18 protein-coding genes are annotated in these 20696 nt (G+C 51.3%); 10 read left to right on the forward strand and 8 right to left on the reverse strand.

The features are described 5' to 3' along the window. Positions 1 to 6: 6 nt before the first annotated feature. The 4 genes from AJE_RS14235 to AJE_RS14250 all read right to left on the reverse strand — a co-directional run bounded on the left by AJE_RS14235 (position 7) and on the right by AJE_RS14250 (position 5582). Positions 7 to 1272, reverse strand: coding sequence for a YeaH/YhbH family protein (locus AJE_RS14235; protein WP_008607446.1), 1266 nt, complete (start codon positions 1270 to 1272; stop codon positions 7 to 9). Between the two features lie 13 nt (positions 1273 to 1285). Further along, positions 1286 to 3208 carry a PrkA family serine protein kinase gene (locus tag AJE_RS14240; protein ID WP_008951430.1) on the reverse strand — a complete coding sequence of 641 codons (1923 nt, stop codon included), beginning with the start codon at positions 3206 to 3208 and terminating at the stop codon, positions 1286 to 1288. 284 nt (positions 3209 to 3492) lie between these two features. Further along, positions 3493 to 4860 carry an IS4 family transposase gene (locus AJE_RS14245; protein ID WP_008949889.1) on the reverse strand — a complete coding sequence of 456 codons (1368 nt, stop codon included), beginning with the start codon at positions 4858 to 4860 and terminating at the stop codon, positions 3493 to 3495. Positions 4861 to 4997: 137 nt separating this feature from the next. Beyond that, positions 4998 to 5582 carry a Fe-Mn family superoxide dismutase gene (locus AJE_RS14250; protein ID WP_008607450.1) on the reverse strand — a complete coding sequence of 195 codons (585 nt, stop codon included), beginning with the start codon at positions 5580 to 5582 and terminating at the stop codon, positions 4998 to 5000. Between the two features lie 227 nt (positions 5583 to 5809). On the opposite strand from AJE_RS14250, the gene AJE_RS14255 reads away from it, so the two are divergent. After that, on the forward strand, positions 5810 to 6154 hold the full coding sequence (locus AJE_RS14255; protein ID WP_008951431.1) for a Grx4 family monothiol glutaredoxin: 345 nt from the start codon (positions 5810 to 5812) through the stop codon (positions 6152 to 6154). A gap of 26 nt (positions 6155 to 6180) precedes the next feature. Here AJE_RS14255 and rnt read toward each other — a convergent pair whose 3' ends face one another. Further along, positions 6181 to 6903, reverse strand: coding sequence for a ribonuclease T (gene rnt / locus AJE_RS14260; RefSeq protein ID WP_008951432.1), 723 nt, complete (start codon positions 6901 to 6903; stop codon positions 6181 to 6183). A 126-nt stretch (positions 6904 to 7029) separates the two neighbouring features. Here rnt and AJE_RS14265 point away from each other — a divergent pair, with 126 nt between their 5' ends. Next, positions 7030 to 7911, forward strand: a complete 882-nt coding sequence (locus AJE_RS14265) for a flagellar protein MotY (protein WP_008951433.1) — start codon at positions 7030 to 7032, stop codon at positions 7909 to 7911. A gap of 77 nt (positions 7912 to 7988) precedes the next feature. Here the strand turns inward: AJE_RS14265 and AJE_RS14270 are convergent, their stop codons facing one another. Genes AJE_RS14270 through AJE_RS18575 form a run of 3 tightly spaced genes read right to left on the reverse strand, consistent with a single transcriptional unit; the run spans position 7989 to position 10468 of the window. Next, positions 7989 to 8333, reverse strand: coding sequence for a hypothetical protein (locus AJE_RS14270; RefSeq protein ID WP_008951434.1), 345 nt, complete (start codon positions 8331 to 8333; stop codon positions 7989 to 7991). 52 nt (positions 8334 to 8385) lie between these two features. Next, the gene (gene mnmC, locus AJE_RS14275; protein ID WP_008951435.1) at positions 8386 to 10293 is read right to left on the reverse strand and encodes a bifunctional tRNA (5-methylaminomethyl-2-thiouridine)(34)-methyltransferase MnmC2/FAD-dependent 5-carboxymethylaminomethyl-2-thiouridine(34) oxidoreductase MnmC1; all 1908 of its coding nucleotides are present in this window, start codon (positions 10291 to 10293) and stop codon (positions 8386 to 8388) included. Then, complete coding sequence (locus tag AJE_RS18575) at positions 10259 to 10468, reverse strand: hypothetical protein (protein WP_157999938.1); 210 nt, start codon at positions 10466 to 10468, stop codon at positions 10259 to 10261. Before AJE_RS18575 ends, mnmC begins: the two co-directional genes overlap by 35 nt. A 34-nt stretch (positions 10469 to 10502) precedes the next feature. On the opposite strand from AJE_RS18575, the gene fabB reads away from it, so the two are divergent. From fabB to AJE_RS14315, 8 genes are all read left to right on the forward strand, one after another. Beyond that, positions 10503 to 11717: a beta-ketoacyl-ACP synthase I gene (fabB, locus tag AJE_RS14280; RefSeq protein WP_008951436.1), complete on the forward strand. Its 1215-nt coding sequence runs from the start codon at positions 10503 to 10505 to the stop codon at positions 11715 to 11717. Positions 11718 to 11893: 176 nt separating this feature from the next. Continuing rightward, a complete protein-coding gene (locus AJE_RS14285; RefSeq protein WP_008951437.1) occupies positions 11894 to 13006 on the forward strand; it encodes a 4-phosphoerythronate dehydrogenase in 1113 nt (370 codons plus the stop codon). Between the two features lie 17 nt (positions 13007 to 13023). Further along, positions 13024 to 14043 carry an aspartate-semialdehyde dehydrogenase gene (locus AJE_RS14290; RefSeq protein WP_008607460.1) on the forward strand — a complete coding sequence of 340 codons (1020 nt, stop codon included), beginning with the start codon at positions 13024 to 13026 and terminating at the stop codon, positions 14041 to 14043. Between the two features lie 235 nt (positions 14044 to 14278). Beyond that, complete coding sequence (locus AJE_RS14295; RefSeq protein ID WP_008951438.1) at positions 14279 to 16885, forward strand: FimV/HubP family polar landmark protein; 2607 nt, start codon at positions 14279 to 14281, stop codon at positions 16883 to 16885. A 52-nt stretch (positions 16886 to 16937) separates the two neighbouring features. Continuing rightward, positions 16938 to 17726 (forward strand): tRNA pseudouridine(38-40) synthase TruA, encoded by a 789-nt coding sequence (gene truA, locus AJE_RS14300; protein WP_008951439.1) that lies wholly within the window; start codon positions 16938 to 16940, stop codon positions 17724 to 17726. A 150-nt stretch (positions 17727 to 17876) separates the two neighbouring features. After that, positions 17877 to 18737 carry an acetyl-CoA carboxylase, carboxyltransferase subunit beta gene (gene accD, locus AJE_RS14305; RefSeq protein ID WP_008607463.1) on the forward strand — a complete coding sequence of 287 codons (861 nt, stop codon included), beginning with the start codon at positions 17877 to 17879 and terminating at the stop codon, positions 18735 to 18737. Positions 18738 to 18753: 16 nt separating this feature from the next. After that, the gene (gene folC, locus AJE_RS14310) at positions 18754 to 20034 is read left to right on the forward strand and encodes a bifunctional tetrahydrofolate synthase/dihydrofolate synthase (RefSeq protein ID WP_008951440.1); all 1281 of its coding nucleotides are present in this window, start codon (positions 18754 to 18756) and stop codon (positions 20032 to 20034) included. After that, positions 20031 to 20690: an SPOR domain-containing protein gene (locus AJE_RS14315; protein WP_008951441.1), complete on the forward strand. Its 660-nt coding sequence runs from the start codon at positions 20031 to 20033 to the stop codon at positions 20688 to 20690. The genes folC and AJE_RS14315 overlap by 4 nt, the downstream gene beginning before the upstream one ends. The last annotated feature ends 6 nt before the right edge of the window (positions 20691 to 20696 follow it).

The following is a 20696-nucleotide window of genomic DNA, read 5'->3' on the forward strand; positions in this document are numbered from 1 at the left end:
CTTCGATCAGGCTGCCTGTTTCTTAAATAGCTCCCGGAATACCGGATAGATATCACTCACCTCACGGATATGCTGCAGCGCCAGCTTCGGCTGACTTGCCCGCAGGCGTTCATATTGCTCCCACAGCGACTGGTGCGCCCGTGGTGTAATTTCGATATAGGCGTAATAACGTACTGCAGGCAGGATCTGTTTACTTAGCAGTTCGGCACAAAGCGGACTGTCTTCTGCCCAGTTATCGCCGTCTGAAGCTTGAGCGGCATAGATATTCCACTCTTGCGGATTAAAGCGCTTGGCAATGATTTCCTGCATCAATTTTAAGGCCGAGGAAACAATGGTACCGCCGGTTTCCTGAGAGTAAAAAAACTCCTGCTCATCCACTTCCTTAGCTTGCGTATGGTGACGGATATAGACCACTTCAACATTTTTATAGCTGCGGCTTAAGAACAGATACAGCAGAATGTAAAAGCGTTTGGCCATCTCTTTGGTGGCCTGATCCATTGAGCCAGAGACATCCATCAGGCAAAACATCACCGCCTTGCTGGTTGGCTCTGGTTTTTTCTGATAGTTACGAAAGCGCAGGTCAAAGCTATCAATAAAAGGTACTGCCGCAAGTCGCTGTTTTAGTTCACTGATCCGCTCCAATAGCGCGCGTCGTGCCAGTTCATCTGGCACTGCGGCCAGTTCCAGCTCGGCCAATTCAGCCTCGGCTTGCCTTAACTGTTGCTTTTTATCCGCTGACATGGCGATGCGGCGCGCTAGCGAACCACGTAACGAGCGCACGATATCAATATTGGCCGGTACCCCCTCGGCCCGGTAACCTGCGCGGACCGTTTTATACTGCACCAGTTTATCCAGTTGATTATGTTTTAAATCCGGTAGTGCCAGATCTTCAAACAACAGGTCCAGATATTCGTCCTTGGAAATGGCAAACACAAAGTCATCGCTACCTTCACCATCGGCGCTGGCATCACCTTTGCCACTGCCGCCCGCACCGCCTTGTGGTCTGGGAATGCGATCGCCGGGGCTAAACTGGTCGTTGCCCGGATGTACCCGTTGCTTTACGCCGCCCTGGCCCTGATGAAAAAACGGCTCGGTAATGTCACGTGCCGGAATACTGATACTCTCGCCACTGCTCAGGTCAGTTACGCTGCGTTTACTGATGGCGTCCGATACGGCCTGTTTAATCTGCTGTTTATAGCGCCGGATAAAGCGCTGGCGATTTACCGCGCTTTTATTCTTACCATTTAAACGGCGATCGATAAAATGCGCCATACACCCTCCGGAGCTACTGTGATTTACGTACCCGTAAATACCATTCCGACAGCAGCCGGACTTGTTTACGGGTATAGCCTTTCTCCATCATCCGGTTAACAAAGTCGTCGTGTTTTTTCTGATCCTCGGTACTGGTTTTGGCATTAAAGGAAATGACAGGTAACAGTTCTTCGGTGCTGGAAAACATTTTTTTCTCTATCACCGTGCGTAGTTTTTCGTAACTGGTCCACAGCGGATTCTTGCCATTGTTTTTGGCCTTGGCCCGCAGCACAAAATTGACTATTTCGTTGCGGAAATCTTTTGGATTGCTGATGCCGGCTGGCTTTTCAATTTTCTCCAGCTCGGCATTCAGTGCCGCCCGATCAAACAGTTGACCGGTTTCCGGATCCCGGTATTCCTGATCCTGGATCCAGAAATCGGCATAGATAACATAGCGATCAAAGATGTTCTGTCCATACTCCGAATAGGATTCCAGATAAGCGGTTTGAATTTCTTTACCAATAAACTCGACATATTTCGGGATCAGGTAGCCTTTCAGGTGCTCCAGATAGCGTTCGGCGGTATCTGCCGGAAATTGCTCCCGTTCAATTTGCTGTTCCAGCACATAAAACAGGTGTACCGGGTTGGCGGCAACTTCGGTCGAGTCAAAATTAAATACCCGTGACAGGATCTTAAAAGCAAAGCGGGTCGATAAACCGGTCATACCCTCATCGACACCAGCAAAGTCGCGATACTCCTGATAGGACTTGGCTTTGGGATCGGTATCTTTCAAGCTTTCGCCGTCATACACCCGCATTTTGGAGTAGATACTGGAGTTTTCCGGCGTTTTCAGTCGGGATAATACCGCAAACTGCGCCAGCGAACTCAGGGTGCCTGGGGCGCAAGGCGCCTGACTGAGCTCGCTGTGCTCCAGTAGTTTCTGGTAAATTTTCATTTCTTCACTGGCACGCAGACAATAAGGCACTTTGACAATATAAACCCGGTCCAGGAAGGCTTCGTTATTCTTATTATTGCGGAAGGTCTGCCATTCGGACTCGTTACTGTGTGCCAGAATAATGCCATCAAACGGCAGGGCCGCCAGCCCTTCGGTGCCGTTGTAGTTACCTTCCTGGGTCGCGGTCAGCAGTGGATGCAGCACCTTAATTGGCGCTTTGAACATCTCCACAAATTCCATCAGGCCCTGATTGGCACGGCAAAGCGCACCGGAATAGCTGTAGGCATCGGGATCGTTTTGGGCAAAGTGCTCCAGCTTACGGATATCGACCTTACCGACCAGGGCGGCAATATCCTGATTGTTTTCATCTCCCGGTTCGGTTTTGGCGATGGCGAGTTGATCCAGAATAGAGGGATTGCGTTTCACCACCCGGAATTGACTGATATCGCCATTGAATTCATGCAATCTTTTACTGGCCCAGGGTGACATAATGGCTCGCAGATAGCGTTTGGGGATGCCATATTCCTGCTCCAGCAGGGCGCCATCCTCCGCTGCATCGAACAGACACAGCGGGTGGTCCTGTACCGGCGAGCCCTTCAGGTAATAAATCGGGACTTGCTGCATCAGGGCTTTCAGCTTTTCGGCCAGCGACGATTTACCGCCACCCACAGGCCCTAATAAATAGAGGATTTGTTTGCGCTCTTCCAGTCCTTGCGCCGCATGCTTGAGATAGGAAACGATTTGTTCGATGGCCTCTTCCATACCGTAAAATTCATGGAAGGCAGGGTAGCGGGCGATCAGGCGGTTTGAAAACAGGCGGCTGAGCTTAGAGTCCTGCGAAGTATCAATCAGCTCGGGTTCGCCAATCGCCTGCAGCAGACGTTCAGCGGCACTGCTGTAGCAGCTTTTGTCTTTTTTACACAGCTGCAGAAACTCCTGCAGGCTCATTTCCTCTTCTTTGGTGGTTTCGTACCTGGTTCTGAAATGCTCAAAGATCCCCATAAATACCTCCAGCCCATCGTCCGGCATGACAACTTTTACGCTAGTTGGGCAGCCGTATTAGTTACCCGTATTGGCAGCTAACGCCCAAACTACTCACTTTAAGGGTAGACACTAAAGCGCTGTTTTGCCCAATGTTTCAGTAAAAAATCGTTACTGGGTAATGGTACGCTTTGTCTCGATAAAGGGTTCAGTTGCTTTTTTGAGCTAAAGTGTTGGTAAAAGGTTCAGCCCGAACGGGGCAGGAGCGCAGATAAAAAAATACCCGGCAGTGGCCTGTCTCTTGATCACAAGTCAGCCTCAAGAGACTTTGCTAGGTCATAACCTTCAAGGATGGTTTGTAGTTTGAACCATCCTTGCCACAATACCTTGACCGAGGCCTTGCCGGTTTGTTTTGTATCTTTCCACCCACCGAGCTTTGCAAGCTCGGTATAAGCCCACTTCATCGAGGGGACGGTGTCAGGTAAGGTCCTGCTGACCCGTTTTATCCATAACAATTTCCAGGCTTTTGGCGACAGCACCTGTTCACAACTTATCTCGTCTGGTTGTTCGCGCGCAAACTTCAGCTGCACTATTCTTACAGCAATAAAGGCGCTGATGGTCACAAGCCGCTCAATGTTATCTTTACTTTGTAAGCGGGCATTCTCAATATCTGTACCATCCGTTTTCCAGGCTTTGTGATATTCTTCTACTAACCAGCGATGCTCGTAATAACGGATGATGTTCAGTGCATCTGCTTTGCTCTGGACTGGTTCGGTAGTCAGCAAATGCCAATTTAACGCGTTTTTGTCATCGGCTCGCTCTTCGCACCCGACATAATAAAGCGATAGTGATTCGCCACGCTTATTTGCCGGCACTTGCAACGTGACTGGCGCAAAGACAATGTCTACTGTTGCTGTACGTGCTTTACGTCCACCTTTTTGCGCTATATGGATTTGCTTTTGTCCGGCGCTTTCAAGACCTGCAGCATAGTCGTAGAGCTTCTGTTCAGACTGCTCAATATGGCGACTCTGCATGGAACGAACCACGAAGCGATGTTGCTTTGAGAGCTTATACTGCAAGTACTCATAGATATCAGCTTCGCGGTCGCAGACGGATATCACATCGGCCATTTTAGCGCCTAATCGTGCCGATAGATTGACCGAAGCAGACTGCCACTTGAAGCTTTCTTTCTCTTCATAAGGTGTTTGTGTTCGCACATGTTTCTTTCCGCGCGTGCTGATATCCCGTGTCCAGCGGGATTGTTCAATTAATCCAACAAGCTCTTGTTGCTCAGGAGCGAATAACAAAACGCTGTGCGCAAGTATGCCCCGATAGTTATTTCCTTGATTGACATGACCAAGCTCATCTCGCACGGAACGATGGCTGTAAGTGATGGCAGTGGTATCCTCTAAAGCCAGTAATAAATTATGTTTGGCGGCTTGCGCTGCTGTGACCAGATAGCCTGCTTTTGCTATCGCGTCAGCATTGACGTGCTCATTACGGATAAAACGATAAGCGCCTTCCATATCGGCGGGGGATTGTGTAATAGACACGAATGGCTTTCCTGGATCGTTTGCTAAGGTTTCCGCTAACTTTACCAGACGTGTGGTTCGGCGGGGATCCCCTAAGTCGGCCTGACCAAAAGTACTTTTTGCCCATTGTGCATTGTTCATCAGTATTCACCTTTAGATTAAGTGAAAGATCTGATCGGAAAGCGTGCGGAGAGTTCAAAAAATCCCCCAGTAAAAACCGGGGGATTTGTGTATAAGAGACAGGCAGTGGCCGGGTATCAGAGGCAGGAATTGCAGCGTTACTTAGCGAAGTTCGCCGCAGCAAATTCCCAGTTCGCCAGGGCCCAGAATGCGTCCAGGTAAGTTGGGCGGGCATTGCGGTAGTCGATGTAGTAAGCGTGTTCCCACAGGTCAACTGTGATAATTGGCGTTACTGCCGCGTCCTGAATTGGCGTGCCGGCGTTGCTGGTGTTGACGATATCCAGGCTGCCATCCGCTTTTTTCACTAACCAGGTCCAGCTGGAACCGAAGTTATTGACCGCTTTGTCATTAAAGGCAGCTTTAAAGGCATCGAAAGAGCCCCACTTGGCGTTGATGGCATCGGCCAGGGCGCCAGTTGGTTGACCGCCACCATTTGGTGATAAGCAGTGCCAATAGAACGTATGGTTCCAAACCTGAGCTGCGTTGTTAAATACGCCACCTTCGCTGTTACGGATAATTTCTTCTAATGACTGGCTGGCAAAAGGCGTGCCTTCAATCAGACCATTCAGCTTAACGACGTAGGTGTTGTGGTGCTTACCGTGGTGATATTCCAGGGTTTCAGCAGAAATATGCGGCACTAAAGCATCTTTTGCGTATGGTAAGGCGGGTAATTCAAAGGCCATTGTAGCTCTCCGTTCGTTGTTTAAAGTGTCTGCATGGCGTAGACTACAAAACCTGACTAAAATACTCAAGTTTTATACCTGCCGGCCTGCGTTTGCCTGCGATCATTATAGCCGCAGGCGCTGTTGTTGGTTCAGACAATATTGGGCACTTTCTGCAAATCTCAAGTGCGGGCGAGGGGAAGAAGGAGTAAAATAGGCCAACTTTCATCTTAATCCGAGAGGTAGTAATGGAAACGTTAGACAAAATCAAACAACAAATCGCCGACAACCCGATCCTGTTGTATATGAAGGGTTCGCCAAAATTCCCCAGTTGTGGCTTTTCGGCTCAGGCGTCACAAGCGCTGATTGCCTGTGGTGAGCAGTTTGCCTTTGTCGACATTCTGCAGCATCCGGATATCCGGGCCGAGCTGCCAAAATACGCTAACTGGCCGACTTTCCCGCAGCTGTGGGTCGAGGGCGAGCTGATTGGTGGTTGTGATATCGTGCTGGAAATGTTTCAGCGTGGCGAGTTACAACCGCTGATTAAAGCCACGGCTGAAAAGTTTAAAGCCGAACAGCCAGCGGCGGAATAAACCTTCAGTAAGACACGGCATATCCGTTATGCCGTGTTTTCAGTCTCTTCGTCCTGTTCCTCATCGGCCGGTAGCGCATTGCTTAGTGGCCAGCCTCCCAGTTGCTGCCATTTATTAACGATGTAACAGAACAGCTCCGCGGTACGCTCGGTGTCATACAGAGCGCTATGGGCTTCTTTGGTATTAAAGGCAATTCCCGCCTGTTGGCAGGCCTTGGCCAGGACCGTTTGTCCGAGCGCCAGCGCCGCCAGGCTGGTGGTATCAAACGAAACAAAAGCATGAAACGGCGAGCGTTTATAATTTAAGCGGCTGATGGCGGCATTAAAAAAGCCTTGGTCAAAAGCCGAATTATGTGCGACCAGCACAGAGCGCTGACAGCCGGCGTCTTTTTGCGCTTTGCGCACGGCTTTACAAATTTCAGTAATGGCCTCGCGCTCAGGCACGGCACCGCGCAGCGGGTTGAAGGGATCGATGCCGTTAAATGCCAGTGAGCTGGCGTCCAAATTGGCGCCGGCAAAAGGATCAACATGAAAATGCAGGGTTTTGCCGGGCTTTAACTGGCCCTCTGCATCCATTTCCAGCAGATTTACCGCAATTTCGAGCAAGGCATCGGTTTTTGGATTAAAGCCTGCCGTTTCGACGTCGATAACAACAGGGTAGTAGCCGCGAAAACGCTGGGCTAATAGAGAAGCGCTTTTAGTTGCGCCTGAAGCCGTGGCCTTTGTCGCAGCAGAAGGTGTTGAGGTCATAGAGTCACCGTAGCAGTCAGAGGCCGGCATTATGCCAAAAAAAATGCGATAGGTCTTGTTTTGGGCATAATGCTTGCTATGGTCGTTACGAAGCGGGAGGTTCTTTTGCAAACAATGGGGCAGTACATGCGGGCGATAACGCTAATCTTTAGTATCAGTGCGGTTTTGACGGCAAGCCAGCTGGCAGCAACTCCCAGCCAGTGGCGTCAATATTCCGCCACTATTGAGCAATCGCGTTGGCAGCTAAGCAGTAATACGCCTCTGCAATGCCAGCTGGAGCATGAGATCCCGAATTTTGGCAAGGCGGTGTTTCGCAGTGCTGCCGGTAAAAGTCTGAATATGGACTTTGAATTACAGATGCTGCGCCGGCCTGATAGTTATGGTCTGGCGGAGGTGCTGTCAGTACCCCCGCAGTGGCGTGCCGGCGAAAAAACCAAAACCCTGGCCAGTATGCGACTGTTAAAGCAGTTTAATGGTGATTTACCGAAGAAAACCGCCTGGACCTTGCTGACCGAACTGGAGCAGGGTTTTAGTCCGACCTTTTATTATAGTGATTGGTACAGCCCCTATGATAAGGTGGTGGCGGCTCTGAATCCGGTGCAATTTCCAACTCAGTATCAGGCCTTTAGCCACTGTATCGCCGGTTTGTTACCCTATAACTTTGAAGATATTGCGTTTACGGTATTAAGTTATGAGAGCGGTGGTGATCAACTAACCCGAGAATCACGTCGTCGTTTAAGCCAGATCGCGGAGTATCTGAAGTACGATCAGGAAATTGAGTCGATTGATCTGCAGGGCTATACCGACAGCTTTGGCGGACGTTGGATGAACGAGCAGTTATCGGTACAGCGGGCGCAGAAAATTAAAGATTTCTTAGTTGCTGCCGGCGTCGCGCCAGAAAAAGTGCAGATTGAAGGCTTTGGTGAGCGTCGTCATGCCGCGCCGAACGACAGTGCTCTGGGGCGGGCAGTTAACCGCCGTTTAGTATTGCAAATGGCAAAGCCCTAAGGCGTGTTAACCTTGGCAACAATATTAAGCTGCAAGCGTCAATAAGCCCTGATGCAGGCTTCGACCTTGCCGTCTGTTTAACGTCGCTCCACCATCAAGGATACATCGCGCCAGCCATTGCGCTCGGCGATAATCACGCGGATTTGCTCACCGTTACGCAGAAAATTTAGCTGTAGCTGACCTGCCACGACTTTCTGCAGGCTTGGTTGCCCGAGATGCTGCTGGTAAAAGCTGAGTAATTCTTGCTGACTGGCGCGGCTGTAAAAGTGCAGCACGGCCGGCAGCTTTTGTTCCAGTCTCAGCTGTTCACGGGCATCGGCCGGCAGTGGGATGCGCTGAAACTCGGTAGCTTGCGCCTTCCCGATACTGAGCAGGCAGCTTGCCAATACCAGCACGGCGAAACCTAACTTACGACCAGACATAGTAATTCCTTGATTAGTTTCCTGTAATAAAAACTCTAGCAAATAATTAGGGTCAAGTCGCCGCTTTTTTGCTAAAGCGCTCTGGGCTGAGTAAGTTCGCTGTGCTCTGACTAAGCGGCCGCGGTTCACCGCTGATGGCAGCGGCCAAGTATTCTGCCAATAGCGGTGCAAACAGCAAGCCGCGGGCACCCAGACCGACATTTAGCCACAGCGGCGCAGCTTTGCGGTTGTCTGCTAACCGGTAGCGACCGCAGAGTGGCAGATGATCCGGCACTGTCGCCCGAAAGGCAGCTTTCGCAGAGTGTACGGCCAGTTGGGCAGACCAATCAGGCGTCTGTAACTGTTGCCGCAGCTCGGCAATATTTTGGGTATCGTCTGCATCCAGTAACTGCGCCGTTTCTGCTGTGCGATCAAAGGTGGCGCCAATACAGTGCAGTCCTTGCCAGGCAGGCGTAAGATAGCCTTTATGACAGATCACGGTACGCAGCGCCGTCAGACCCGGGGCTTCGACATGGCTAACCTGACCGCGTACCCGATTTACCGGCAGAGCGGCAAAGGGGGCTAAGCGCGTCAGCTCTGCACCGTTAGCGATCAGCAGCAGTTGTGCGGTGAGTGTCGTTGTCGCGGTATGCAGTCGCCAGCCATCCGAGAGGGCTTCAAGTTGTTCCACCCGGCAATTAAACTGGCTGCTAAAGCCTGGCTGGGTACTAAGGTAGCGCCATAATGCCTGACAAAAGGCTTGCGGTGCCAGCCAACCGGCCAGCGGCAAAAAGATGCCGCCCTGCTGCAAACTCACACCAGCGAACTTAGTGGCAGCGGCTGCATCGACAAATTGCAGTAACTCCTGTGGCCAGACCGCAGCCTCTGCCATTTTCTGTTGCCGCTCAACCAGTTGTTCTGTGCTGGCCAGATGCAGCACACCACAGTAATCCAGCGGAAAGTCTAAGCCCAGTTGCTGACAGTGCTGATAAAACTGCCGCGCTTGCCAAAAGGCCTGACAGTGAAATAACCCCTGTGGCGTGAGCTTAACTGGCAAATTCGGATAAAGCGCACCCTGGCGATTATGTGAAGCACCCTGGGCGACTTCGGCATCAGCACAAAGCAAGTTGACGGCAATACCCCGGCGCAGCAGGGCATAGGCCGTGGTTAAGGCTGCCAGACCACCACCGATAATGGTGACAGGATCACTAACAGGATTGCTGTGCTGCCTGTCGGGGGATAACGACTCCGCCGGCTGTGGATGCCAGGCAATCAGCATTTCGCGCTTTTTACCAAAGCCTTTTACTTTGGCAATCTGAAAGCCCGCTTCGCTTAGGCCGCGTTTTACCACCCCGGCACAGGTAAAGGTGGCAAGGCGGGTGCCGGGATAACTTAAGCGAAATAGCTGCTGAAATAATCCCGGTTGCCACATATCGGGGTTTTTCGCTGGCGCAAAACCATCAAGGAAGATTGCATCGACCCGATTCTGCTCCGGCACTGTCGGCAACAGTACATTAACATCACCCAGCCACAGATCCAGCATTACTTGGCCCCCATCCAGCAATAGTCGATGACAGCCCGCGGTGGCCGGTGGATAGGCGGCCAATAGCTGTTGGCAAAGTTGGGCTAATTCAGTGTGTACACTTAATGCCTGTGTCAGATCGGCGCGGCTTAACGGGTATTTTTCAAAGCTACTAAAATACAGCCGCTGACACTGAGCATCCGGATACTGGCGGCGATACTCCCGAAAACGTTGCCAGCAGAGTAAAAAATTGGCACCGGTACCAAAGCCGGTTTCTAAAACATGAAACCAGGGGCGGGCATGACTTTGCCAGCGCTCAGGTAACCCGTTTTGCTGCAAAAACACGTAATCCGTTTCCGCCATGCCGCCATCGTTGGAAAAATAGATATCGTCAAAGTCAGTGGCAACCGGGGTGCCTTGCTCATTAAAGTGGATCCGGGCGTGTGATAGGGCAGACATAACAAACCTTTGGCAAAATTTCATCTTGTAGTTTACCGCAGCCTGAAGCAAAATTGAAAACAGAGTACAGCTGTGCGCTGAAAGCAGACCAGTTTCGCGGCGAAAGTCCGTAGAATTGCGGTATTAATTCTGCGGCCTGACTGGGCGGCAGCATGGCAAAGATAATTTTTAACATTCAGTACCTGTAACGACAGGCATGGGGAGTAAGCATGAAAAGAGCGGTGATCACCGGTTTAGGCATTGTATCTAGTATCGGTAATAATCAGGCTGAGGTCTTGGCCTCGTTAAAAGCCGGTAAGTCCGGTATCAGCCGCGCCGAGGAATTTGCAGAGCTGGGTTTAAGATCGCAGGTATGGGGCAATATTAAACTGGACCCCAGCGAACTGATTGATCGTAAAGCGATGCGCTTTATGGGTGATGCTGCTGCCTATGCCTATCTGGCGATGCAGCAAGCGATGCGGGATGCCGGTTTAAGCGATGAGCAAATTTCGCATCCGCGAGTTGGTCTGGTTGTCGGTTCAGGTGGTGCTTCGTCAAAAACTCAGGTTGAAGCGGCCGATATTCTGCGTGAAAAAGGCGTAAAACGGGTCGGCCCCTATGCCGTGCCGAAAACCATGTCCAGCACCTGCTCGGCCTGTCTGGCTACGCCCTTTAAAATTAAAGGCGTCAACTATTCCATCAGTTCAGCCTGTGCCACCAGTGCACACTGTATCGGTCATGCGATGGAACTGATCCAACTGGGCAAACAGGATATTGTGTTTGCCGGTGGTGGTGAGGAAGTGCACTGGACGCTGGCGATGGAGTTTGATGCGATGGGCGCCTTATCCAGCCGTTACAACGACACGCCAGAACTAGCCTCGCGTACCTATGACGCCAACCGTGATGGTTTTGTCATCAGTGGTGGTGGCGGTATCGTCGTGGTTGAAGAGTTAGAGCATGCGCTGGCGCGCGGTGCTACCATCTATGCGGAAATTGTCGGTTATGGCGCGACGTCAGATGGTTATGACATGGTGGCACCAAGCGGCGAAGGCGCCGTACGTTGTATGCAAATGGCGATGCAGGGCGTGGACGCACCTATTGATTATCTGAATACTCATGGCACCAGCACCCCGGTGGGTGATGTCAAAGAGCTGGGCGCGATCCAGGAAGTTTTTGCCGGCAAAACCCCGGCCATCAGTGCGACTAAGGCGATGACTGGTCATGCGCTGGGTGCGGCCGGTGTGCATGAGGCCATTTATTCGCTGCTGATGCTAAAACATAACTTTATTGCGCCGTCGATCAATATCGGTGAGCTGGATGAGGCGGCTAAAGGTCTGGATATCGTGACCCAAACCCGCGACGCAGTCTTAAATACCGTGATGTCGAACAGCTTTGGCTTTGGCGGCACCAATGCCACCTTAGTAATGCAACGCTACAAAGGGTAATGCAACGTTACAAAGGGTAATGCAACGTTATAAAGCGTAATGCAACGCCATAACGGCTAACCGCAGCTGTTATCACTTAAGGCGCTGACATCAGCGCCTTTTTTCTTGCTCAAGTTCAGTTCTTGCGACACGACTTTTCTTGCTAGAATGCACGCATCCGAACAACGGGGCCGATAATGAACATTTACGCTGATGAAAATATGCCGCTGGTGCGCGAGTTTTTCGCCGACCTTGGCGAGGTGACGACCTTTGATGGTCGTAACGTACAGGCTGAGGTATTACGCGAAGCCGATATCCTGCTGGTGCGTTCGGTGACGCCAGTCAATGCCAGCTTGCTGTCGCAGAATAACCGCTTACGTTTTGTCGGCACGGCCACTATCGGTACTGAACATGTTGATACGGATTATTTAGCTTCCCGGCAGATTAGTTTTAGTTCGGCGCCCGGCTGCAATGCCCAGTCGGTGCTGGAATATGTACTTAGTAGTTTATGGTTTCTGGCTGAGCGTTATCAGTGGTCATTGCCGCATAAAGTGCTGGGTATTGTCGGGGTCGGTAGTATCGGCCAGCGTTTAGCAACCGCGGCAAAGGCGCTGGGGATCCCGCTGCTGCTCTGTGATCCGCTGCGTGCTGCGCAAGAGGCGGATTTTCCACATACCGATTTTGCCACCTTGTGTCAGCAGGCCGATATCATTAGTTTTCATACCCCGCTTGAAAAAAACGGGCCTTATCCCAGCTACCATTTATTGGATGCCGAACACCTGGCGCTGCTAAAGCCCGACTGCGCCCTGATCAACGCCTCGCGTGGCGCCGTGATCGATAATCAGGCGCTGCTAACGGCGCAACAGCGCAAACGTCGGCCGCTGGTGCTGGATGTTTGGGAACAGGAGCCGGATATCTTGTTACCGTTGCTGCCTTATTGCGATCTGGCTACAGCTCATATTGCCGGTCATAGTGTCGAAGGCAAGGCGCGGGGCACTGAAATGCTGTATCAGCGCTGCTGTGAACTGCTGCAACAGCAGCCCCGGGTGAGTCTGGCTGCGCTCTTGCCGGTGCCAGCAATGGAAAAACTACAACTTTCCGCTAATTTTGGGCTTCCAGATGTCCAAAATCTCGCCAGGATGTTATATGATGTGCGGCGGGATGATGCCTTGTTCCGGTATCATATAACAGGTAACGGGTTTGACTGGCTCAGAAAGTCTTATCCTGCGAGGCGCGAGTACAGTGCGCTACAACTGAGCGGCCCGGCTTTACCGGCCTGGCTTGACTCTTTAGGCTTTAGTCGTCAGTAATTAAGAGGATGCATCGCATGGCGTCGCAATACAATGTCGCAGTCTTAGGCGCGACCGGTCTGGTCGGCCAACATTTAATTGAAATTCTGGAGCAGCGTGATTTTCCGGTTGCGCAGCTGTTCCCGTTGGCCAGCAGCCGCTCGGCCGGCGGTACTGTGACTTTTAAGGGTAAAAAACTGACGGTGCTGGATGCTGAAACCTTTGACTGGAGCCAGGCGCAGATTGGTTTATTCTCCGCCGGCGGCAGTGTCTCGGCGATTTACGCCCCTAAAGCCGCGGAAGCGGGCTGTGTGGTGATTGATAACACCTCCCATTTCCGTTATGAGGCAGATATTCCATTAGTGGTGCCGGAAGTTAACCCAGAGGCCATTGCCGATTACCGTAACCGTAATATTATTGCCAACCCCAACTGTTCAACGATTCAGATGTTGGTGGCGTTAAAGCCAATCCATGATGCTGTTGGCATTAGCCGGGTCAATGTGGCGACTTATCAGTCGGTCAGTGGGGCCGGACAATCGGCAGTGGAAGCCCTGGCCAGCGAAACCGCGCAGCTGATGAACGGCCGGCCACTGGATGAGAAGGGGCAGTTTGCCCGGCAAATTGCCTTTAATGCTATTCCGCAGATTGATGTGTTTCTGGAAAATGGTTACACCAAAGAAGAAATGAAGATGCACTGGGAAACCCAGAAAATTCTGGGCGACAGCAGCATCGCCGTTAATGCCACTGCAGTGCGGGTACCGGTATTCTATGGTCACGCCGAAGCGGTGCATATCGAAACGCGGATGCCGATTTCGCCAGAGCAGGTGAAAGCCTTGCTGGCCAATGCGCCGGGTGTGGTATTACTGGAAAACAATGCCGACTTCCCAACCCAGGTTTGCAGTGCTACCGGTAAGGATGACGTCTTTGTTGGCCGCATCCGTCAGGATTTATCACATGAAAATGGTATAAATATGTGGGTTGTGGCCGATAACATTCGTAAAGGTGCTGCCACCAACAGTATTCAGATCGCCGAAGTGCTGATCCGTGACTATCTGTAGTCAGATAATCGTAAAGTAGTATATTACTGTTACAGGCCGCATTTGCGGCCTGTTTTTGTTTTGGCGGTGATAACGGCAACGGTGCTTGGTAACAGAGGCTCGCCTCTGGTCAGTTTCGTGCATCTGCATTATAGTTGTCGGGCTGACTTTGAGAATGATGGAACGCTGTTTGCATAGCTCTGAAATAAAGTTTGGCTTAATGACGTGAGTCTGGTTGCTCGGCTAAGGAAAACTGATGCCCGTTCGTATTTTATTAGTATTGTTGCTTGTCAATTTTTCGACGTTTGCGTTCTCGCAAAGTACGCCAACGCAGATCCGTGGCCCGAAAAGCAGCGATAATGCCTTTATCCAGCAACAGTTTGGCCCGCTAACGGCCAGCGATACCCTATGGCGGATTGCCGAGCAGGTTAAGCCCAACGATAGCGTGACCACCTATCAGGTGATGTACGCGCTGTTTCTGAAAAACCCTGGTGCCTTTAATGACGCTAACTTTAATCATTTACGGCCGGGCGCGATCTTAATCCTGCCAGATTTGCGGGAAATTCGCAGTGTCGATGCCGAGCAAGCCAGACGTAAAGCCGAACTGGATGATCAGGCCTGGGCGGAGCGTACCCGCCGTGAAGCAGAGGCCAGAGCCCGGGCGCGCGAGCAAGCCGCTAAACCTAATCAGGTGCAACAACAAGCACTGACCGAGTTAAATACGCTAAAAGATAACTATCAAAGCTCAATGCTATTGATTGAAGGCATTGCCCGCGAAAATGAGCAGTTACGTGGTTCTCTTGGTCGACTGCAGCAAGAGTTAGAGGGGTTAAAGGCTCAGTTGGCGGAAGATAGCCTGTTGCAAACGCAACTGAACCAATTACTTCAACAACAGCAACAGATCTTGGCTGAGCAGGAGCAACGCCGGCTCGCAGAGTTAGCTGCGCAGCAGGCGCCGCAGAGCACCCTGAGTCAACTGATGGCTAATCCACTTACTTGGGCGCTGGCTGCATCAACGCCAGCGTTGTTGGCTTTGCTGGGGCTGTTATTCTGGATTAAACGACGGAGTAAGAAGACGGAAGAAGTCATAGCGGCAGCAACAAAAGAGCCTGTGGCTACTGCCGGCTATCAATCGCCAGTTCCACCTTTGGACAATAGTCAGGATTTTGACGATAGTTTGTTCACTTTGGATGATAGTTTGCTGGATGACGCCTTTGAGCCTGCTGTTACGCCGGGTAAATCGACCCCGATGGGCGATGATGAATTGCCAGATTTCAGTGATGATATTTTATTGGATGAGCTTGACGAGCATGATCCCCTGCAAACTGACTTACTAGACGATGTCCAGGGTGACTCCTTCAACCTAGATGATGGACTGACAACCCTTGATACCGCGGAAGCCAGTACTGCTAAGGCTGCAAATGAACTGCACTTCGATGCCGACAATATCTTATCTGACACAGATTTAGCTTCTCTATTAGCTGCAGATGATGAGCATGAAGAAGTTATCGAGTTGGCGGATACTGAGAATATACCTGAGCCAGAGTTAGCCGAAGCAGACTCTGACCTAAGTCTGACAGATCAGGACGATATCGATAATCTGCTGGAAGAGATCGAGCTGGATTGGCCTGAAGCCAGCTCAAGCGAGATTGAGCCGGCTCAAGAGCAGCTCTCAAATCCTCTGACCCTCTCGCCTGAGCCATCCAAAGCGCCATTGGAAGTGGCTTCTGAACTTGAAGAGTCGAGAGATGCGCTGATGGATACGACTTGGGATGATGAACTTGGGTTAGCGGCATCTGACGACATTAAATTTGACAGCAGCGAGTTGGAAGCGTTTGCCGAGCAATTAGCTGCAGAGGAATCCTCACCGCTATTAGAAGATGATCTGATCCAAAGTGAGGATGAGGAAATGTTGCAGCGCGAGCTCGATGACATTTTGGTTCAGGCCGCAGAACAGAATGTAAGCATCGATCAAGCCAATGAATTTGCAGTCGAACCATCACAAATCCCTGCGAGTGACAGCGAACATCAGGACTCAGCCGGCGATACTGCAGAGGCTGAGTTAGAGTTAGATGAATTTCCCTTGGAGCCAATTACTGGTTTAACCGATGTGGATATTGAGCAAGATACGGAGTTGGAGGCAGAGACTGAGTTAAATCTGGACTTGGCCGCTGCCGAAGACAGTAGTGTTATTCGACCCACTGAGGCATCGCTATCGGTGGAAAATCCGAGTCAAATGCTGGAAGAATATCCGGAGCTTGACCTCAGTGATTTTGATCCAGACGATGAGCGTCAGTTAGAGGCGCTTTCCAGACAGTTGGAGCAATTAACAACAGATCCTGACGAAGCGTCGAGTAAAGATTCAATAACGGAGCTGACTCCTGAGCAATTCAATCTCACAGATCTGGAAAACGCGCAGTTTGAGCAGTTACTAACTGAGTTAGAGCAAGTTGAGCCAGGTGTCAATGCGGACACTGATGCCGAGTCTGAGCTGCTTGATAATGCGAGTAGTAGCCTGTTTAACGCCGAGGCGAATGGACTGCAGCATGAAGCTATTTCAGAGCAAGATTTTGTTGAAATTGATAATTTGTTATCGGCGCTGGAACAACCTGATAACGACGACAGTCGTTTTGAACAGCTGAATGTGGATGTTGGCTTGGATGAATTTGCCGATATTATCGGTGAACATACCAAGATGGATGTTGATCAGGAAGATAATGGCTTCGCCGCCAAGTTAGATTTGGTACGGGCTTACATCGAGATGGATGAACCTGAAAGTGCAACCCTGCTGATTGATGAAATCCTGACCTCAGCGGCACCTGAGCATGTTAAGGACGAAGCACGTCAGCTGCGGCCAGAGTAGGTAACTGACGCTCGCTGGGTTATACTAGCCCCGAATTTTAGTAGGGGCCAAGATGCGGATAGCCTTAGGAATTGAATATGACGGCAGCAGCTTTTATGGCTGGCAACGTCAGCGCGAAGTTAATAGCGTGCAGCAGGAACTGGAAACGGCACTTGCCAAAGTGGCCAATCAGCCAGTAGAACTCTTTTGTGCCGGCAGAACTGATGCCGGTGTGCATGCCACCGGTCAGGTGGTGCACTTTGATACCGACGCGGTGCGGGATGAAAAAGCCTGGGTGATGGGTACCAATGCCCAGCTGCCGGATCAAATTGCCGTGCGTTGGGCCAAGGTTGTACCGGATGACTTTCACGCCCGCTTCAGCGCCACGGCGCGCCGTTACCGTTATGTAATTTACAATCATAAACATCGGCCGGCTATTCTGCGAGCCGGGCTCAGTCATTATCATCAGCAGCTGGATATTGCGCTGATGCAACAAGCTGCGCCGGCTTTGTTAGGTGAGCAAGACTTCAGCGCCTTTCGTGCCATCCAGTGTCAATCGAAAACGCCGTTTCGCAATGTGCATCATCTGCGCATTGAACGCTTTGGTGACTATATTGTCCTTGATATCAAGGCCAATGCTTTTTTACATCATATGGTGCGGAATATTACCGGTAGCTTATTGGAAATCGGCATGCGGCGGCAGCCACCTGTGTGGTTGGCACAACTGCTGGCCAGTCGGGATCGTACCCAGGCGGCAGCAACGGCGAAAGCGGGGGGCTTGTATCTGGTTGAGGTCGATTATCCCGCGCACTATGCGATACCGCAGGTTGAGCTGGGGCCGTTATTTTTGCCACCGACCTGAACGCTGGGTAGCACGGCGCACTACTAAGACCAGTTTTATGTATTCTGCCCTGCTTGATTTGTGTTTTAATAGCCGCATTTTCGCCATTTCGATGGTTTTAGCGTATTTTTTGCCCGCATAAGCCGGCAATCACCAAATTAGGAAAAGGTTATGAGTTGGTTAGAAAAAATTCTGCCCAGAACGTCATCGTCAGATCGCCGTAATATTCCGGAAGGGGTGTGGACCAAGTGTACCTCTTGTGATGCGGTACTGTATAAAGCCGATCTGGATCGTAATCTAGGGGTTTGCCCGAAGTGCGATCATCATATGCGGATCTCTGCCCGCAGCCGTTTACAGCATTTTTTTGATACGCACTCAACTACCGAGCTGGCGGCTGAGTTAGAGCCGCAAGACTTATTAAAGTTTAAAGACAGTAAGAAGTATAAAGATAGGATTGTCGCTGCCCAAAAAGAAACCAATGAAAAAGATGCGATGGTAGTGATGCACGGCACCCTGCACGGTATGCCTGTGGTGGCGGCGTCTTTTGAATTTGAATTTATGGGCGGTTCGATGGCTTCTGTCGTCGGTGCTAAGTTTGTCGCAGGCGTTGAATATGCGCTAAAACATAAAATCCCCTTTGTCTGCTTTTCTGCCAGTGGTGGTGCCCGGATGCAGGAAGCTTTGTTCTCGCTGATGCAAATGGCGAAAACCAGTGCTGCGCTGGCCCGGATGAGTGAGCAGGGGCTGCCTTATATTTCGGTATTAACTGACCCGACTATGGGTGGTGTTTCGGCCAGTCTGGCGATGCTGGGTGACATCAATATCGGTGAGCCCAAGGCACTAATTGGCTTCGCCGGTCCGCGCGTGATCGAACAAACCGTACGCGAGAAACTACCGGAAGGTTTCCAGCGCAGCGAATTCCTGTTGGAGCACGGTGCTATTGATATGATCGTTGACCGGCGGAAAATGCGCGATACAATTGCCCGACTTTTAGCGAAGTTTATGCAATTACCTGCTCCACAGTCGGAGTAATGCATTCCGGAGAGTTATGTCTGTCCAGCCGTTGACCAGCCAATCGTGCCATAGCCTGGCCGATTGGCTTTGTTATATTGAACAAAGCCATCCTATTGATAAAATTGAACTGGGTCTGCAGCGGGTAACCGAAGTTGCCAGCCGCGGTAACTTAGCTGCTTTGCCTGGCAAGGTTATCCTGATTGCCGGCACCAACGGCAAAGGCACCACAGCGCGCACCCTGGAGCAATTGCTGCTGGCGCAGGGTTATCGGGTAGGCGTATACAGCTCACCGCATTTACTGCGCTTCAATGAGCGTTTACGTATCGATGGCCAGGATGTGGCAGATGATGCCTGGCTGAGTGCTTTTCAGCAGGTCGAAAGCTTACGCCAGGATATTCCGCTAACTTACTTTGAATTTACCACCCTGGTGGCCTTTACCATCCTGCGTGCGGCGCAGCCGGATTTTTGTTTGATTGAAGTCGGCTTAGGCGGCCGCCTGGATGCCACTAATATCGTTAATCCTGATATCAGTGTTATTACCACCATCGATTTGGATCATCAGGCATTTCTGGGGCCGGATCGGGAAAGTATCGGGCGTGAAAAAGCCGGTGTCTTCCGCGCTGATAAAGTTGCTGTTTGTGGTGACCTGCAGCTACCGCAAAGCGTCAGTGCCGTTGCACTGCAGACGCAGGCTAAGTTGCTGCTGATCAATCGCGATTATTATTATCAACAACAGGCAGATAGCTGGAGCTGGCAGGGACAACAGCAGCGTAGTGGTTTACCGATACCGGCGGTGCCGCTACAGAATGTTGCTACGGCGCTGACGGTACTGGAGCAACTGGGCGTATTACCTGAGTCGGCGTTATTGGCAGAGGCGTTACCCAGGCTTAGCCTGCCCGGACGTATGCAGTGGCTGCAACAACAACCGGCAGTACTGCTTGATGTGGCGCATAATCCGCAGTCGGTGGCTTATTTGGCGAGCCAGCTACAACAACTGCGCCAGCGCTATCCGCGGCTGATTGGCCTGGTGGGTATGCTGAAAGATAAGGATTTGCCACAGGCGCTACTGCCCTTGACGACCTGTATCGATGAGTGGCATCTTGTCAGCCTGCCCGGTAATCGGGGAGCCAGTAGTGAGCAACTGGCAGCGGCGCTAGACACGGTATTACCGACCGTGCAGGCAACGCAACATCAGGATGTGGCCCAGGCATTTACCCAGCTTCGTGATGCCATGGCCGCGACGGATTTGCTGGTTGTTTTTGGATCTTTTGTTACTGTTGCCGGCGTATTGGCGCTGTCGCGGGAGGAAGAATGAGTGCAAAATTTAAACATCGCTTGCTTGGTACCAGTATTTTACTGATGCTGGCGATTATATTTTTGCCGGATCTGCTGGACGGTCAAAAGCAGGTGGTGAAGGATGATTTTCAGGTCATTCCAGAGCGCCCGGAGTTTGCAGGCGTGCAGCAGGTTACCCCTTTTGATGACAGTGCCTTAACACAAGCACAAACCGTCACAGAGCTGCATACGGATCAAGATGAGGTGCCGTTGGACGAACAAACGGCCAGTCGGCCGGAGTTGCCGTCACAGCAATTTGCGACTGTGACTGTTGATGCGGCAGGGCAAGCGCAAACTCAGACTGCAACAACTCCGGCACCTACTACGGTAAGTCAGCCGGCGGCTAACCCGCCATCAGCTTCCACGCCAGCGCTGAATCAGGCTGCCTGGGTTGTCAGAGTGGGCAGTTTTAGTAACCGTCAAAATGCCAATGCTCTGGTGACCAAGTTGCGCCAGGAAGGTTTTGCTACCTTTACCCGTGATATTACTAACGCCAGTGGCCAGCAGCTAACCAGTGTCTTCGTTGGCCCGGAAATTCGCCGTGAAAAGCTGGAGCAGGGATTACCTAAGCTACGCCAGCTTACCGGCGTAGAGCGGTTGGTGATTAGCAATTACCAGCCAGCGGAAAATAATTAGCTATTG

It is taken from the genome of Alishewanella jeotgali KCTC 22429, assembly GCF_000245735.1.
GTDB classification, from domain to species: Bacteria; Pseudomonadota; Gammaproteobacteria; order Enterobacterales; family Alteromonadaceae; genus Alishewanella; species Alishewanella jeotgali.